Annotated in this window: 14 protein-coding genes; 10 read left to right on the top strand and 4 right to left on the bottom strand. The window is 68.5% G+C overall.

Features of this window, described 5'->3' with window-relative positions:
- Positions 1-70 precede the first annotated feature (70 nt).
- Genes mnmE through rpmH form a run of 4 tightly spaced genes read right to left on the bottom strand, consistent with a single transcriptional unit; the run spans position 71 to position 3,924 of the window.
- Positions 71-1,450 carry a tRNA uridine-5-carboxymethylaminomethyl(34) synthesis GTPase MnmE gene (gene mnmE / locus WCD84_RS04085; protein ID WP_343280521.1) on the bottom strand — a complete coding sequence of 460 codons (1,380 nt, stop codon included), beginning with the start codon at positions 1,448-1,450 and terminating at the stop codon, positions 71-73.
- Positions 1,451-1,486: 36 nt separating this feature from the next.
- Entirely contained in the window at positions 1,487-3,259 is a 1,773-nt protein-coding gene (gene yidC, locus WCD84_RS04080) for a membrane protein insertase YidC (RefSeq protein ID WP_343280520.1), read from the bottom strand.
- A 13-nt stretch (positions 3,260-3,272) separates the two neighbouring features.
- Positions 3,273-3,734: a ribonuclease P protein component gene (rnpA, locus tag WCD84_RS04075; RefSeq protein ID WP_343254570.1), complete on the bottom strand. Its 462-nt coding sequence runs from the start codon at positions 3,732-3,734 to the stop codon at positions 3,273-3,275.
- Positions 3,735-3,783: 49 nt separating this feature from the next.
- Positions 3,784-3,924, bottom strand: coding sequence for a 50S ribosomal protein L34 (gene rpmH, locus WCD84_RS04070; protein WP_343254571.1), 141 nt, complete (start codon positions 3,922-3,924; stop codon positions 3,784-3,786).
- A gap of 219 nt (positions 3,925-4,143) precedes the next feature.
- Here rpmH and dnaA point away from each other — a divergent pair, with 219 nt between their 5' ends.
- From dnaA to WCD84_RS04020, 10 genes are all read left to right on the top strand, one after another.
- Complete coding sequence (dnaA, locus tag WCD84_RS04065) at positions 4,144-5,478, top strand: chromosomal replication initiator protein DnaA (RefSeq protein ID WP_343254572.1); 1,335 nt, start codon at positions 4,144-4,146, stop codon at positions 5,476-5,478.
- A 254-nt stretch (positions 5,479-5,732) separates the two neighbouring features.
- The gene (dnaN, locus tag WCD84_RS04060; protein WP_343254573.1) at positions 5,733-6,833 is read left to right on the top strand and encodes a DNA polymerase III subunit beta; all 1,101 of its coding nucleotides are present in this window, start codon (positions 5,733-5,735) and stop codon (positions 6,831-6,833) included.
- A gap of 70 nt (positions 6,834-6,903) precedes the next feature.
- Positions 6,904-7,980 carry a DNA replication/repair protein RecF gene (recF, locus tag WCD84_RS04055; RefSeq protein WP_343280519.1) on the top strand — a complete coding sequence of 359 codons (1,077 nt, stop codon included), beginning with the start codon at positions 6,904-6,906 and terminating at the stop codon, positions 7,978-7,980.
- 1,050 nt (positions 7,981-9,030) lie between these two features.
- Positions 9,031-11,481 carry a DNA topoisomerase (ATP-hydrolyzing) subunit B gene (gene gyrB / locus WCD84_RS04050; RefSeq protein ID WP_343280518.1) on the top strand — a complete coding sequence of 817 codons (2,451 nt, stop codon included), beginning with the start codon at positions 9,031-9,033 and terminating at the stop codon, positions 11,479-11,481.
- A gap of 68 nt (positions 11,482-11,549) precedes the next feature.
- Positions 11,550-12,365, top strand: a complete 816-nt coding sequence (locus tag WCD84_RS04045; RefSeq protein WP_343256200.1) for a M48 family metallopeptidase — start codon at positions 11,550-11,552, stop codon at positions 12,363-12,365.
- A gap of 128 nt (positions 12,366-12,493) precedes the next feature.
- Complete coding sequence (locus WCD84_RS04040) at positions 12,494-13,708, top strand: tetratricopeptide repeat protein (protein ID WP_343280517.1); 1,215 nt, start codon at positions 12,494-12,496, stop codon at positions 13,706-13,708.
- Between the two features lie 150 nt (positions 13,709-13,858).
- Positions 13,859-14,524 carry an energy transducer TonB gene (locus WCD84_RS04035; protein WP_343256202.1) on the top strand — a complete coding sequence of 222 codons (666 nt, stop codon included), beginning with the start codon at positions 13,859-13,861 and terminating at the stop codon, positions 14,522-14,524.
- Between the two features lie 98 nt (positions 14,525-14,622).
- Positions 14,623-15,369 (top strand): MotA/TolQ/ExbB proton channel family protein, encoded by a 747-nt coding sequence (locus WCD84_RS04030; protein WP_343256203.1) that lies wholly within the window; start codon positions 14,623-14,625, stop codon positions 15,367-15,369.
- A 32-nt stretch (positions 15,370-15,401) separates the two neighbouring features.
- Entirely contained in the window at positions 15,402-15,830 is a 429-nt protein-coding gene (locus WCD84_RS04025; RefSeq protein ID WP_343256204.1) for an ExbD/TolR family protein, read from the top strand.
- A 15-nt stretch (positions 15,831-15,845) separates the two neighbouring features.
- The gene (locus WCD84_RS04020) at positions 15,846-16,259 is read left to right on the top strand and encodes an ExbD/TolR family protein (RefSeq protein WP_343256205.1); all 414 of its coding nucleotides are present in this window, start codon (positions 15,846-15,848) and stop codon (positions 16,257-16,259) included.
- Positions 16,260-16,541: the final 282 nt, after the last annotated feature.

Here is a 16,541-nt window from a genome sequence, read left to right as displayed (position 1 = left end):
CGCACGTATGCCTAGGACGCGACACGCGGGCCTGTTTGTCAACACCCCGGCCCCTCGAGGCGCCCCTGCGCTACTTGCCGACGCAGAAGCGCGAAAATATATGACCCAGCAGTTCATCGGCCCCGACCTGGCCGGTGATGTCGCCCAGCGCGCGGTGCGCGGTGCGCAGTGATTCCGCGGCCAGGTCCAGCGCTTCGCCGGCCAGCTCCAGCGCGGCCCGGTCCAGGTGCGCGGCGGCGCGGCCCAAGGCCTCGACGTGGCGCGCACGCGCGGTGAACTCGCCTTCCCCGGCGGCAGTATCGGCGATGACGGGCTCCCCGCCCACCATCGGCTCGCCCATCACCAGCCGGCGCAGGCGCAGATGCAGCTCGTCCATGCCCTGGCCGGTGGCTGCGGACACGCGCAGTTCGCCGGTGGGCGGCGGCGGGGCGCCCGCCGGCAGCAGGTCGGCCTTGTTGTGCAGCCACAGGATGCGCGGCACGCCGGCAAGCCCGGTGGCTATCGCGTCACGGCCGGCGTCGGGATCACGGGCATCGACCACGGCGATCGCCAGCCCGGCCTGCGCCAGCTCGTCGCGGGCGCGGCGCATGCCTTCGCGCTCGATCGCATCGCCTCCCTCACGCAGGCCGGCGGTGTCGACCAGGGTCAATTCGGCGCCGTCGACGTGCACGGTTTCGCGCAGCAGGTCGCGGGTGGTGCCGGCGATGTCGGTGACGATCGCCCGCTCGCTGCCCGCGAGCGCGTTGAGCAGCGAGCTCTTGCCGGCGTTGGGCGGGCCCACGATCACCGCGTCCAGGCCGTCGCGCAGGCGGCGGCCGCGCTCGGCAGTGGCCAGCAACGCCGCGAGGCCGGTACGCGCCCGGTCCAGGCGGGCAGCCAGTTCGGCGCCGCCCAGGGTGTCGAGCGGCTCGTCGGCAAAGTCGATCGCGGCCTCGGCATGGACGCGGATCGCCACCAGGGCCTCGGCAAGGGCCTCGACCCGGCGCGAGAACTCGCCGTCCAGCGAACGCCGCGCGGCGCGCGCCGCGGTCAGGTCGCCGGCGGCGACCAGATCGGCCACGGCCTCGGCCTGGGCCAGGTCGAGCCGACCATTGAGGAAGGCTCGCTCGGTGAATTCGCCCGGCCGCGCCATGCGCGCACCCAGCGCGCAGCAGCGTGCGACCACGGCCTGCAGCAGCACCGGATTGCCGTGGCCCTGCAGCTCCGCCACGTCCTCACCGGTGTAGCTGGCGGGGCCGGCGAACAGCAGCACGATGCCGTCATCGATGGTTTCACCCGCGGCGTCGACGAAGCGGGCGTACTGCGCATGCCTGGGCCTGGGCGCGCGGCCGCCGCAGACCGCGCGCGCGATCTCCGCCGCAGCCGGCCCCGACAGGCGCACGATGCCGACGCCGCCGCTGCCGGCGGCGGTGGCAACGGCAACGATGGTGTCGGTCACGGCCTGGCTCATTCCTGCATGCCGGGCGGACGATGCCGCCCTGGGCCGTCAGTCGCCGGCGAGCGCCTTGGCGGGCTTGTCGCCTGCGTCGGGCTTGCCGGAATCAGGCTTGTCCGCGTACTTGCGGATCAGCCACCACTGCTGCAGCAGGCCCAGCGAGCCGTTGGTCACCCAGTACAGCACCAGGCCGGACGGGAAGAAGACCATGAACACGCCAAAGGCCAGCGGCATCAGCTGCATCATCTTCTGCTGCATCGGATCCATGCCGACCATCGGCGTGAGCTTCTGCGTCGACCACATCACGATGATGTTGAGCACCGGCAGGATGAAGTACGGGTCGCGCGCGGTCAGGTCCTGGATCCAGCCGATCCACGGCGCGTGGCGCAGCTCCACCGACTCCAGCAGCACCCAGTACAGGGCCAGCCAGATCGGCATCTGCAGCAGCACCGGCAGGCAGCCGCCGACGGGATTGATCTTCTCCTTCTTGTAGAGCTCCATCATCGCCGTCTGGAACTTCTGCTTGTCCTCGCCGTAGCGCTCCTTGAGCTGGGCGATGCGCGGCTGGAACTTGCGCATCTTCGCCATCGACTGGTACTGGGCCTTGGACAGCGGGTACAGCACGGCCTTCACCACCAGCACCAGGCCGATGATCGACCAGCCCCAGTTCTGCACCAGGCTGTGGATCTTGTTGAGGATCCAGAACAGGCCCTCGCCCAGGAAGGCGAAGAAGGCAAAGCGGCTGTAGTCGACCGCGCGATCGAGGCCGGTGACCTGCTGCGCCTTGATCGGACCGACCAGCTTGGGGCCGACCCACAGGCGCGCGCTGGTAGTGGCCTGGTCGCCCGGTGCCACCGCCAGGCCGGGACCGACCTCGCGGATGAGGTACTGCGGCGCGCCGCCGGCACCGGTGGTGGCCTGCAGCGACACCGTGACCTCGTCGTTGGCGCCGGGGATCCAGGCGCTGAAGAAGTGGTGCTGGAGCATGGCCAGCCAGCCGCCGGACTGGCGCGCGTTGACCGGGCCCTCGTCGGCGAAATCGCTGTAGCGCACGCGCTGGTAGCCCTCGCCCGGGCTGAACCAGGTGGCGCCGTAGAGGCTGAAGGACTCGGGGTTGGTCCAGCCGGTCTTGAGCACCTGCGGCAGGCGGATCAGCTGGCGGTAGACATGGCCCTGCCAGAGCGCATCGCCCTTGTTGTAGACCGTGTCGCGCACTTCGATGGCGTAGCTGCCGCGGGTCAGGATATAGCTGCGACGGATGCTGACGCCGTCGGGGCCGTGCCAGACGAAGGGCACTTCGAGGGTGTCGGCGTCCGCGCCAAGCACGTAGCGGGTGCCTGCCGATTCCGGCACGAAGCCGGCCTCGTGGGTGGGCGCGGCGCTGCCCTGGCTGACCCAGCCGCTCTGCGCGGCATAGAAGGTAGCGGGGCTGTTGTCGAACAGGCGCACGGGCGGGCTGTCCTCGTCGCGCGTCTGCGGGAACCGCAGCAGGTCGGCGCGGGCGACCACGCCGCCGGCCAGGGTGAGGTCGAGGACATCGGTGCGGACGTCGACCTGGCCGGCGCTGGTCGGCGCCGGGGCCGCCGAGACCCCGGGGACCGGCGCCGCCTGCGGCGCCGCGGGCACGGCGCCGGGCACGTTCGAAGCCGCGCCGTCGGTGACCACCGGGACACCGGGGATCGTGGCGCCGGAGTCGACCGCCGCGGTGCTGGTGGCTGTGCCCTCCACGGCGACGGGCGCGCGCTGCTCCTTGCCCCACTCCATCCACAGCAGGGTCGCCACCATCAGCAGGGCGAAGATCAGGAAGGTGCGGGTCTGGTTCATGGGGCAGGAAGGCTCATTCGCCGGCGGGACGCGGCGTGGGGTCGGGAAGGTCCGCGGCAGGCGCGGCAATGGCGGAGGTCGCCGCGGGGATCGGCAGCGGCGCCGCGGGCATTGTGCCGCCCGGCTCGGGCGCGGGCAACGCGCCGGCACGGCGCAGCGCATCGTGGAACGCCTCGCGAAGGACGGTGCGCGTAGCGCCGGCCGCGGCGGGCCGGGCCACGATCACGAAGGCGGCGTCGGGAAGGCGGGCGCGGAGTGCGCGGAATTCTTCGCGCAGGGCGCGTTTGACCCGGTTGCGTCCGACCGCGCGCCGGTCGACCTTGCGCGACACCGCCAGGCCAAGACGCGCCGGCTGGCCGTCATGGAGCAGGTGCAGGGCAAGGATCGGTGTGCCGGTGCGGCGACCATCGCCGAACACACGGTCGAACTCGGCGCGCACGCGCACGCGCGCTTGGCGGGGCAAGCGGCGATTCATGGCGTGGCGGAACGCGACGGGCGGCAGGCGTTCAGGCCGCCCGGCGACATCAGGCGGTGAGGCGCTTGCGGCCCTTGGCGCGGCGGCGGGCAAGGATCTTGCGGCCGTCGGCGGTCGCCATGCGGGCACGGAAGCCGTGGTCGCGCTTGCGCTTGAGGTTGCTGGGCTGGTAAGTGCGCTTGGTGGACATGGCGGATGCTCGGGCGGGACGCGGCGGAAAGAACCGGAGATTCTATGGCGCGCCGCCGCCCCGGGTCAAATCGGGTTTTCAACAGCGCCTCTCGACGCGCGTCCGGCGCGGCGCGCGGGCGGGTACGCGGTGGTAGGCTGGCTGCCCCCTTTCACCTCCCGCCGCTCGTGGCCACGCCACGCCGCGCGGCAGGTCCGCTGTCGGTAGTCGAACCAGAAAATGGATGCTTGGCCCCGCTGTCTCGAACGCCTGGAAGCCGAACTCCCGGCCGAGGACGTGCATACCTGGCTGCGGCCGTTGCAGGCCGCGCGCCGCGACGACGCAACCGTGCTGTACGCGCCCAACGCCTTCGTCCGCGACACCGTGCACGAGCGCTACATGCCGCGGATCCGCGAACTGCTGGGCTTCTTCGGCGACGCCGGCGCGGTCTCGCTTGAAATCGGCTCCCTGCCCCGCGCCGCCGAACCCCAGCGCGCGCCGGCCACGGCCGCGGCCACCGCCGCGAGCGCGGCTGCCGGCGCCGCCGCTTTCCACGGCAACCTGGACAGCCACTACACCTTCGACAACTTCGTCGAGGGCCGCAGCAACCAGCTGGGTCGCGCCGCGGCCTGGCAGGCCGCGCAGAAGCCCGGCGTGCGCGAACACAACCCGCTGCTGCTTTACGGCGGCACCGGGCTGGGCAAGACCCACCTGATGTTCGCCGCGGGCAACGAGATGCGCCGCAACAATCCCGGCGCGCGCGTGCTGTACATGCGCTCCAACGACTTCTACAGCGCGTTCTTCCGCTCGCTGCAGGAACGCACGGCCGACCAGTTCAAGCGCCAGTTCCAGACGCTCGACGCGCTGCTGATCGACGACATCCAGTTCTTCGCCGGCAAGGACCGCACCCAGGAGGAGTTCTTCCACACCTTCAATGCGCTGTTCGAGGGCCGCCAGCAGATCATCATGACCTGCGACCGGTTCCCGCGCGAAGTGGAGGGCCTGGAGCCGCGCCTGAAGTCGCGCCTGGCCTGGGGCCTGCCGGTGGCGATCGATCCGCCCGACTTCGAAACCCGTGCGGCGATCGTGCTGGCCAAGGCGCGCGAGCGCGGCACCCACGTGCCCGAGGACGTGGCCTTCCTGCTGGCGAAGAAGATGCCCTCGAACGTGCGCGACCTCGAGGGCGCTTTGAACACGCTGTCGGCCCAGGCCAACTTCACCGGGCGCGCGATCACCATCGAGTTCGCGATGGAGACCCTGCGCGACCTGCTGCGCGCGCAGCAGGCGGCGATCAGCATCCCCAATATCCAGAAGACCGTGGCAGACTACTATGGTCTCCAGATCAAGGACATGCTGGGCAAGAAGCGGACGCGTTCGCTGGCCCGCCCCCGCCAGATGGCGATGGCGCTGGCCAAGGAACTCACCGAGCACAGCCTGCCCGAGATCGGGGATGCGTTTTCCGGACGGGACCACACCACCGTGCTGCACGCCTGTCGCCAGATCCGCACCCTGTCGCAGACCGATGGCAAGCTTCGCGAGGACTGGGACAAGCTCATCCGCAAGCTCAACGAATAACCGTCCGGCGGGCGCCACGGCCCGGTGGACCGGAAGGGGACAAACTGTGGACAACTTTGGAGCCGGAACAAGGACCGAAACTTGTCCACAGCTTGTCCAGCCTCGAAAGACGACATTGTCAACGGGGTTGTAGCGCAATAAAATCGTTATAAATCAGTTGCTTGGGTTGGTTGTCAACCGTTTTTTCCGACACCACCTCCACCGCTTTTAAAGATTTATCCATTCAAGAGCCAAGGCAAGGGGACATCACCGGCATGCGTTTCAGTCTGCAGCGAGAGGCCTTCCTGAAGCCGTTGGCACAGGTGGTCAACGTGGTTGAGCGCCGGCAGACCCTGCCGGTCCTGGCAAACCTGCTGGCGCTGGTACAGGACGGCCAGCTGTCGCTGACGGGTACCGACCTGGAGGTCGAGATGATTGCGCGCTGCGCGGTCGACGACTCCCAGGACGGCGAGGTCACGATCCCGGCGCGCAAGCTGTTCGACATCGTCCGCGCCCTGCCCGACGGCAGCAAAGTCACCGTTAGCCAGACCGGCGACAAGATCACGGTGCAGGCGGGACGCAGTCGCTTCACCCTGGCCAGCCTGCCGGCGAACGATTTCCCGTCGATCGACGAAGTCGAGGCGACCGAACGCGTCGAGGTGCCGGAAGCCGCGCTCAAGGAGCTGATCGAGCGCACCGCGTTCGCCATGGCCCAGCAGGACGTGCGCTACTACCTCAACGGCCTGCTGTTCGACCTCGGCGACACCCACCTTCGCTGCGTGGCCACAGACGGCCACCGCCTCGCCCTGTGCGAGACCGCGCTTGACGGCAGTGCCCGGGCCAAGCGCCAGATCATCGTGCCGCGCAAGGGCGTGACCGAGCTGCAGCGCCTGCTGGAGGGCGGCGACCGCGTGCTCGAGCTTGAAATGGGCCGCAACCACATCCGCGTGAAGCGTGACGATGTCACGTTCACCAGCAAGCTGATCGACGGCCGTTTCCCGGATTACGAAGCCGTGATTCCGATCGGCGCCGATCGTGAGGTCAGGGTCGACCGCGAGGTGCTGCGAGCAGCCCTGCAGCGCGCCGCCATCCTGTCGAACGAAAAGTACCGCGGCGTCCGCATCGAGGTTTCGCCGGGCCAGCTCAAGATCAATGCCCACAACCCCGAACAGGAAGAAGCGCAGGAAGAAATCGAGGCAGACACCTCGGTCGACGGCCTGGCGGTCGGCTTTAACGTGAACTACCTGCTCGATGCGCTGAGTGCCCTGCGCGACGACACCGTGATCCTGGCGCTGCGCGATGCCAACTCGTCCGCCCTGGTGCGCGAAGCCGCCAACGCGCGTTCACGCCACGTCGTGATGCCGCTGAGGCTGTGAACATCAAGTTCCACGTGGAACACGAACGCCCGGCATCGCCCGGGCGTTCTGCTTTTCAGGGCTGCCCGCGGTGCACCTGACCCGCCTCGACCTGCGCAACCTGCGCAACCTGGCCGATGTCAGCCTGCGACCCGGCCCCAGCCTGAACCTGCTCCTCGGGCCCAATGGCGCCGGCAAGACCAGCGTGCTCGAAGGGCTGCACCTGCTTGCCTACGGCCGCAGCTTTCGCGGCCGCGTCCGGGACGGGCTGATCCGCACCGGACAGGACGCGGTCGAAGCGTTTGCGGAGTGGCGCAGCGAAGGGGACGAGGGCCAGCACCGTGCCGGGCTGCGCCATTCCGGCAGTGGCTGGGAAGCTCGCCTCGACGGCGAACCCGTCGACCATCTGGGTCAACTCTGCGCCGCGCTCATGGTGGTGACCTTCGAACCCGGGAGCCACGCGCTGGTGTCCGGCGGCGGCGAGCCGCGACGACGCTTCGTTGACCGCGGCCTGTTCCACGTGGAACAGGGCTTCCTGCCGGTGTGGCGCCGCTACTCCCGCGCGTTGAAGCAGCGCAATGCGCTCCTCAAGTCCCGGGCGGGAACTGCACAGATTTCCGCCTGGGACCAGGAGCTGTCCGCTTCCGGCGAAGAGCTGACCCGCCGCCGCGTGCTCTACCTGGAAAGGCTGCAGGAGCGGCTGGCCCCGGTAGCTACCGCGCTGGCGCCGAGCCTGGGCCTGATGTCGCTCGAGTTCGAGCCGGGTTGGCGTCGTGCCAACCTGTCACTGGCTGACGCTCTGGCCGTAGCGCGCGAAAGGGACCAGATGCTGGGCCACACCAGCGTGGGCCCCCACAGGGCCGACTGGAAGCTTCGACTTGCCGACAAGGACGAGGGAGAGGCCCTGTCCCGGGGGCAGGCGAAGCTGGCCGCCCTGTCCTGCCTGTTCGCCCAGGCGGCCGACTGCGCCGTCGAGCGCGCCGACTGGCCGCTGATAGCGCTGGATGACCTCGCGTCCGAACTGGACGCAGAGCACCGTGCACGGGTAATGGCTTTCCTGGACGGGACACCGGCGCAGGTGTTCGTGACTGGAACGGATCGGTTGGAAGCGAGTGGGGAGGTGGTGGTGTTCCACGTGGAACAGGGGTGCGTTGAAGCGGCGGCTTGAAAGGTCGCTGTGTTTCACGTGAAACATTACTTCTGGCGTGAGCGGGGCAGGCCGTTGTGGTTGGACCAGGTCCCAGTTTGCGTTGGGCTTCCGGGTGATTGCTCCGGGAGGGTGCGCGCTGCCCGCCGTGGAGGCAGGGGGGATGCCCAGAGCCGGCCATGGATGGCCGGCGGCCGGAACTGGGAGCAGGATGCGCATATTCCGGCTGGGCATCCCCCCTGCCTCCGCGGCGGGCCCGGACCTTTTGGGCGGTGGTGGACGGGGGCAGCGTCGACGCAGATGTCGCAACCGGGCGGATCGTCACCGGATCAAGCGGCACAGCCACGCCACGCCACACCACGGCCACGCTCGCGAGCGCGCCCGCTCTTGATCTTCGACCCGAAGCAGGAAAACTCCACGGCCCGTCCCGCACACAGGGGGTGTGCGGAGAGCCGGCCATGGATGGCCGGCGCCCGGCCGCTGGGAGCAGGACGCGGAGACGGCCGGCGCAGCACACCCCCTGTGTGCGGGACGGGCAGCGCGGACTACAACGGAGAAATGCGCGGGACGGGCAGCGCGGACTACAACGGAAAAATGCACGGACGAGCGGCGCGGACTACACCGGAGAAATGCGCGGGACGAGCAGCGCGGACTACACCGGAGAAATGCGCGGGACGAGCGGCGCGGACTACACCGGAGGAATGCACGGGACATGCAGCGCGGACTGCACCGGACAAATGCACAGGACGGGCGGCGCGGACCCCAGCGGAGACGCTCCCGGCCCAGCTGTCACGTCAGCATCCGCAGCCTCGAACAGAGCCAGCCACGCTGCCGCGCCAGCCATGCGCCTCCCCCCGGTAGGGAGATGAACCGACAAAGGGATCCGGGACGGTGGTCATTGGAGGGTTCCCGTGGTCGGGATCGTGGCTTCCGCGGCTCCCGCACAGGAGCCCTTGCCATGCGCCGCAAACTGGTATAATGGCGGTCTCAGGCCCCTATAAGTAATGTGTCTTGCGCCGGCGTTGCCGCGCTGGCCGTTGCCGGGCGATCCCAACGGCCAGAAGCACTTAGATGACTGACGACACCGGCAGCACCCCCGAAACCGCCAACTCCGGCTACGACTCCAGCAAGATCACCGTTTTGCGCGGCCTCGAGGCCGTCCGCAAGCGCCCGGGCATGTACATCGGCGACGTGCACGACGGCACCGGCCTGCACCACATGGTGTTCGAAGTGGTCGACAACTCGGTCGACGAAGCGCTCGCCGGCCATGCCGACGACATCAACGTGGTCATCCACGAGGACGGCTCGGTTTCGGTGTCCGACAACGGACGCGGCATCCCGGTCGACATCCACAAGGAAGAACACGTGTCCGCGGCCGAGGTCATCCTGACCGTGCTCCACGCCGGCGGCAAGTTCGACGACAACAGCTACAAGGTGTCCGGTGGCCTGCACGGCGTCGGCGTTTCAGTGGTCAACGCGCTCAGCGAGCACCTGTGGCTCGATATCTGGCGCGATGGCGAGCACCATCGCCAGGAATACGCCCTGGGCGAGCCCCTGTACCCGCTCAAGGTCATGGAGCCGTCAGGCGGACGCCGCGGCACCACGCTGCGCTTCAAGCCCGCCACCGCGATCTTCAGCGACATCGAATTCCACTACGAGATCCTGGCGCGGCGCCTGCGCGAGCTCTCGTTCCTGAACTCGGGCGTCAGGATCACCCTCAGCGACGAGCGCGGCGAGCCGCGCCGCGACGTGTTCGAGTACGAGGGCGGCATCGCATCCTTCGTCGAGCACCTGGCCCAGCTCAAGACCCCGCTGCACCCCAAGGTGATCTCGGTCATCGGCGAAGAGAACGGCATCACCGTCGAGGCGGCGCTGCAATGGACGGACTCCTACCAGGAGACCATGTTCTGCTTCACCAACAACATCCCGCAGAAGGATGGCGGTACCCACCTGATCGGCTTCCGCGCGGCGCTCACGCGCACGCTGACCAATTACATCGAGCAGAGCGGGGTCGCCCGGCAGGCCAAGGTGCAGCTGTCCGGCGATGACATGCGCGAAGGCATGATCGCGGTGCTGTCGGTGAAGGTGCCCGATCCCAGCTTTTCCTCGCAGACCAAGGAAAAGCTGGTCAGCTCGGAAGTGCGCCCGGTGGTCGAGCACACCTTCGGCGCCAAGCTCGACGCCTTCCTGCAGGAAAACCCGAACGAGGCCAAGGCCATCGCCGGCAAGATCGTCGATGCCGCCCGCGCCCGCGAGGCTGCGCGCAAGGCGCGCGACCTGACCCGGCGCAAGGGCGCGCTGGACATCGCCGGCCTGCCGGGCAAGCTCGCCGACTGCCAGGAGAAGGATCCGGCGCTCAGCGAACTGTTCATCGTCGAGGGTGACTCGGCCGGCGGCTCCGCCAAGCAGGGCCGCAACCGCAAGAACCAGGCGGTGCTGCCGCTCAGGGGCAAGATCCTCAACGTCGAGCGCGCGCGCTTCGACCGCATGCTGGCCTCGGACCAGGTCGGCACCCTGATCACCGCCCTCGGAACCGGGATCGGCAAGGACGAATACAACCCCGACAAGCTGCGCTACCACCGCATCATCATCATGACCGACGCCGACGTCGACGGCGCCCACATCCGCACCCTGCTGCTGACCTTCTTCTACCGGCAGATGCCGGAGCTGATCGAGCGCGGCCACATCTATATCGGCCTGCCGCCGCTGTACAAGATCAAGCAGGGCAAGACCGAGATCTACCTGAAGGACGACGCCTCGCTTGATGCCTACCTCGCCGGCAACGCCGTCGAGAACGCCCTCCTGGTGCCCGCCGAGGGCGAGCCGGGGATCAGCGGCGCGGCGCTCGAGAAGCTGCTTCTGATCTACGCCGCGGCGCGCGAAACCATCACCCGCAACGCCTACCGCTACGATCCCGTCGTGCTCGGGGCGCTGATCGACTTCACGCCGCTGGACGCCGACATCCTGGCCGGCAACGTCGACGAACGCCACGAACTGGACCTGCTGGAGAACCGGCTCAACGAATCGGGCCTCGGCAAGCCGCGCTACCTGCTCGAATTCCAGCCGGCCACCGACACCGCCGGCCCGGCACTGGTGGTCAAGCGCCGCCACATGGGCGTGGACGCGGTGCAGGTGCTGCCGTTCTCCGCCTTCGAGGGCGGAGAGCTGCGGGCGCTGCGCGATGCCGCGGCGCTGCTGCACGGCCTGGTGCGCGAGGGTGCCAGGATCACCCGCGGCAACCGCGTGCAGCCGGTCGCGAACTTCGCCCAGGCGCAGGCCTGGCTGCTCGAAGAGGCCAAGAGGGGCCGCCAGATCCAGCGCTTCAAGGGCCTGGGCGAGATGAACCCCGAGCAGCTCTGGGACACCACGGTCAATCCCGAGACCCGGCGCCTGCTGCAGGTGACGATCGAAGACGCCGTCGGCGCCGACCAGATCTTCAGCACGCTGATGGGCGACGTGGTCGAGCCGCGTCGCGCCTTCATCGAAGACAACGCGCTGCGGGTGTCCAACCTCGACGTATGATCCGGCCGGTTGACGCCGTCTTCAGGTGGCGACGCCTACAACCCGTACAGCCCAACCAGGATGTCGCCATGAAGACACTGCCGCTTGCATTCGCCGTCGCCGCCACCGTCGCCATGGCCGCCTGCGCCACCACCACGTCGCCCACCGGACGCACCCAGTACGTGGGCGCGGTGTCGCAGGAGCAGCTCAACCAGCTCGGCGCCCAGGCCTTCACCGAGCAGAAGGCGCAGATGAAGCAGACCGCCAATGCCACGCAGAAGCGCTACGTGGACTGCGTGGTCCGGGCGGTGGTCGCCCAGCTCCCGGCGTCGCAGCGCCAGATCGCCTGGGAATCGGCGGTTTTCGTCGATGACAACCCCAACGCCTTCGCGCTGCCCGGCGGCAAGGTCGGCGTGTACACCGGCATCTTCAGCGTCGCGAAGAACCAGGACCAGCTGGCGGCGGTGATCGCGCACGAGGTCGGACACGTGATCGCCAACCACCACGACGAACGCATCACCCGCCAGATGGGCGCCCAAGGCGCGCTGGGCGTGGTCGGCGCGCTGGTGGGCTCGCGCTACGGCGAGGGTGCCACCCAGACCACCAACCAGCTTGGCGGCGCCGCGCTGCAGACGGCGTTCCTGCTTCCCGGTTCGCGCGTGCAGGAAAGCGAGGCGGATGTCGTTGGCCAGCAGCTGATGGCCGAGGCGGGGTTCGACCCGCGCCAGGCGGTCAATCTCTGGCAGAACATGATCGCCGCCAGCGGCGGCAACCGGCCCGCGCAGTGGCTGTCCACGCATCCGGACCCGAGCGCCCGCATCGGTGAGCTGCAGTCGCGAGCCACCAGCCTGGTACCGGCATGGGAGCAGGCCCGCGCCGCCGGTCGACGTCCAGCCTGCGGCTGAACCAGTCCGCCATCGTCCATTGGTGCGCTCGCGCCGAAGCTATCTCTTCTGGTAGTTTTGGCTCCCCCCCGGCACGAACGGCGCCGATCGTCTCGTGCCCTGCACACCCGAGGCCTGCCATGTCCGCAATGTCGACCCACCGTTCCCTGCTGGTTTCCGCGATCGTCGCTGTGCTCGCCCTTGGCGTAGCCACCGATGCAGTTGCGCAGACCCCCAGCGAGCGCGCCGCCGAGCGCCGCGCCGCCCGCCAGGCTGGCGCCGACGCCGGCAACCAGGACGCGCAGACGCAACAGGCCGCCGCGGAAGAGTATCCGGCCGCCACCCGCAAGCAGCCGGGTCTGAGCGCGAGCGCGCGCACCGGGCCGCAGCTCAACAAGGTCTCCGAGGCGCAGCAGGCCGGTGACCTTGCCGCCGCCGAAGCCGCCGCCGCCGGGATCCTCGACAATGACAAGGCCAACGCCTACGAGCGCGCGATCACCCTGCGCCTGCTGGCCGACCTGCTGATCGGTGAAGACAACGAGCGTGCCAAGAGCTACCTGCGTGAAGCCATCGAGCTTGACGGCCTTGGCAACAACGAACACTTCAACACCATGCTGACGCTTGCCCAGATCCAGATCCAGGAAGACGACTACGCCGGCTCGCTGGCCACGCTCGACCGCCTGATTGCCGAGACCGGCACCGACAAGGCCGATGTGCTGGTCCTGCGGGGCAACGCGCTGTACCGCCTGGAGCGCTACGACGACGCCATCGCCGCACTCGAGCCGCTGGTCAAGGGCAATCCGGAGGCCCGCAGCGACTGGACACAGCTGCTGATGGCGTCCTATGCCGAAAGCGGCCGGGCCAGCGACGCCATGGCGCTTGCCGAGCAGGTCGCGTCGCAGACCCCGGGCGACAAGCGCGCCCAGCTCAACCTCGCCAGCGTCTACCTGCAGGGCGACGACCATCCCAAGGCGATCGCCGTCTACGAGGGCCTGCGTTCGGCCGGCCAGCTCACCGAGGAGGCGGAGTACCGCAATCTTTCGGCGCTGTACCTCAACAGTGAAGGTGGCGAGCCCAAGGCCATCAGCGTGATCAACGAAGGCCTGGAGAAGGGCGTCCTCAAGCCCGACTACAGGACCTACGCGCAACTCGCGCAGGCGTACTACTTCAGCGACCAGCAGGGCGAGGCGATCAAGGCCTACCAGAAGGCCGCGCCGCTGGACGATACCGGCGCGACCTACCTCAACCTTGCCAAGGTGCTGGCCGCCGAAGGGCGCAGCGCCGAATCCAAGGATGCCGCGCAGAAGGCCATCGACAAGGGCCTGGATGACCCTGCAGAAGCACGCAAGCTGCTGGCGCGCTGACACAGTGCTCCGTGAAAAGAAGGTCGACGCTGCGGTAGAACCGCGCGGCATGATTGGTATAAGCTTGGAAATTCCCGCGCAGAAGCCGAGTGCGGATCCAGACATCATTTTTCGGGGCGCTCCCGGCCCGGCCAGAATCGAGTTTTCCGCATGACGCAGCACGCAACGACCCCCGACCGGAACAACGACCAGGACGAGGGCCTGAACTGGGCGCGTATCGCCGGCTTCACCATGGTGGTGGCGTTCCACGCCGCCGCGGTCCTGCTCCTGCTGGCGCCGGTGAATCCGCCGGGCGCTCCGCCGGAAGAAGAAGCGGTTACCCGCGTGGTGCTCATCGAGCCGCCGCCGCCGCCGCCCCCGCCGCCGCCGCCGCCGCCCAAGCCGCCGGAGCCGCAGCCGATCCGCGAGCTGGTGCCGCCGCAGCCGACCCCGCTGCCGCCGCCGCCCCAGGAGCCGCCGGTCGTGTTCGACGAGCCCTCGCCGATGGATACCCCGGCACCGCCGCCCGCGCCGCCCGCGCCGCCCGCACCGGTGGCGAACATCGGCGCCAGCGTCGATCCGTCATCGCGCAGCATGAACCCGCCGAAGTATCCGCCGGCCGCGCAGCGTGCAGGCATCACCGGCGAGGTCATCCTGATCGTTGAAGTCGACGCCAGCGGCAACGTCATCGACGTGTCGGTGGAGAAATCCAGCCGCAACCGCGATCTCGACCGATCGGCCGTCGCCGCCGCCCGTGGCTGGCGCTTCAACCCCGAGATGCGCAACGGCGTCCCGGTCGCAGGCCGCGTCCGCGTCCCGGTGGCCTTCGTCCTCTGACACGGGGGTGCGCCGCGGCGCGCCACCGCATCACATGCACTACCCGCTGTACCCGCTCCACCCTTTTCCAACACCACAACATCTAGAAGGTAAGCGTCATGCTGCAGGAAACCACTAACGTCCCCGCCGCCGGAGGCAGCAACGCTGCAGCGCTCCAGCAGATGGGTTTCGCGGACATGGTCCAACACATGGATGCGGTCGGCTGGGTGGTGCTCATCACCCTGCTGGTCATGTCGGCCATGTCGATCTACTGGATCATCTTCAATTTCATCAAGCACATGCGCCTGCGCGGCAGCGCCGACCGCGTGATCACCACGTTCTGGGAAACCCAGAACGCGCAGGACGCGATCCGCGCCATGGAAGAAGAGTCCAGGAGCGAGCCCTTCTCGAAGGTTGCCCTTGACGCCGCCCAGGCCGCCGCGCACCACCAGCGCCACGAAGGTTCGCGCCTGGTCGAGTCGCTCAACCGCTCCGAGTTCGTCGACCGCGCGCTGCGCCAGGGCGTGACCCGCGAGTCGCTGAAGCTCGAAGCCGGCCTGACCGTGCTCGCCACCGTCGGTTCGACCGCGCCGTTCGTCGGCCTGCTCGGCACCGTGTGGGGCATCTACCGTGCGCTGATCCGCATCGGTGCCAGCGGCCAGGCCGATATCGGCGCGGTTGCCGGTCCGGTTGGCGAGGCGCTGATCATGACCGCGCTCGGCCTCGGCGTCGCGATCCCGGCGGTGCTTGGCTACAACTTCTTCGTGCGCCTGAACCGCGGCCTGAACTACAAGCTCGACACCTTCGCCCACGACCTGCACGACTTCTTCGCCACCGGTTCGCGCGTCGGCGAGCAGAAGCGCTGACGGCGCAGTACGGCCAGTAAGGGAGAACCGACATGGCTTACAGTTCAAGCGGTAATGGTGGCCATGACAAGGTCAACGCCACGATCAACATCGTGCCGCTGGTCGACGTGATGCTGGTGCTGCTGATCATCTTCATGGTCACGGCACCGCTGATGGCCCACAAGGTCGCGGTCGAGCTCCCGCAGGCCAACCTGGACGAGCGCGATGACAAGGCACCGGCCGCCCCGCCGATCACCATCGCGGTGACCGACGCCGGCGAGGTCTATCTGAACGACCAGCCGGTCACGTTGCAGCTGCTGGAAAGTTCGCTGGCGGTCGAGGCGCAGAAAACGCCGCAGCCGTCGGTGAACGTCCGGGCCGACAAGACCACGAAGTACGGGATGGTGAAGGAAGTCGTCGATCTTGCGCAGGCCGCCGGCATGCGCAAGGTGGGCTTCGTCGCCACTCGCGAGAACAACTGACCCGGAGTTTGCAACATGGCTTTTTCCTCCAATTCCGGTGACGGCCCGATGGCCGACATCAACATCATTCCGCTCTGCGACGTGATGCTGGTGCTGCTCATCATCTTCATGGTCACGGCCCCGCAGCTGTCGTATCCGATCGATATCGACCTGCCGCAGCGTTCGCTGAATCGTCCGGACAATCCGGTCGAGCCGCCGGAGCCGATCAAGCTCCGGATCGACGGCTCGGGCCAGGTGTTCTGGAACGACAGCCCGGCACCGATCACGGCGCTGCGCAGCATGATGGAGACCGAGGTCCAGCGTGACCCGGCCAACCAGCCGACGCTGCAGATCGATGTCAACGAGGATGCCGATTATGGTGTCCTGGCCAAGGTCCTGGCCGAGGCGAAGAACGCGCAGATGATGAAGATCGGCTTCGTCAAGAACTGATCCCGCACCACCGTCGGCGGCGTCGCCTGCAGCGCGCCGCGGATCGGACAACACGTTTGCTTTCTTGCGCCGCCCCACAAGGGCGGCGTTTTTTTTGGTTCTTCTCCCGATTGCGTGGAGCTTGCGGGTGATTGTTTCGGGAGGGTGCGGGTGATTGCTCCGGGAGGTTGCGCGCTGCCCGCCGTGGAGGCAGGGGGGATGCCCAGCCGGAATATGCGCATCCTGCTCCCAGTTCCGGCCGCCGGCCATCCATGGCCGGCTCTGGGCATCCCCCCTGCCTCC

The organism is Luteimonas changyuni, from assembly GCF_039548395.1.
Taxonomy (GTDB): Bacteria; Pseudomonadota; Gammaproteobacteria; order Xanthomonadales; family Xanthomonadaceae; genus Luteimonas.
The sequence above is the reverse complement of the archived record's forward strand: the minus strand, read 5'-3'. Positions and strand labels throughout refer to the sequence as shown.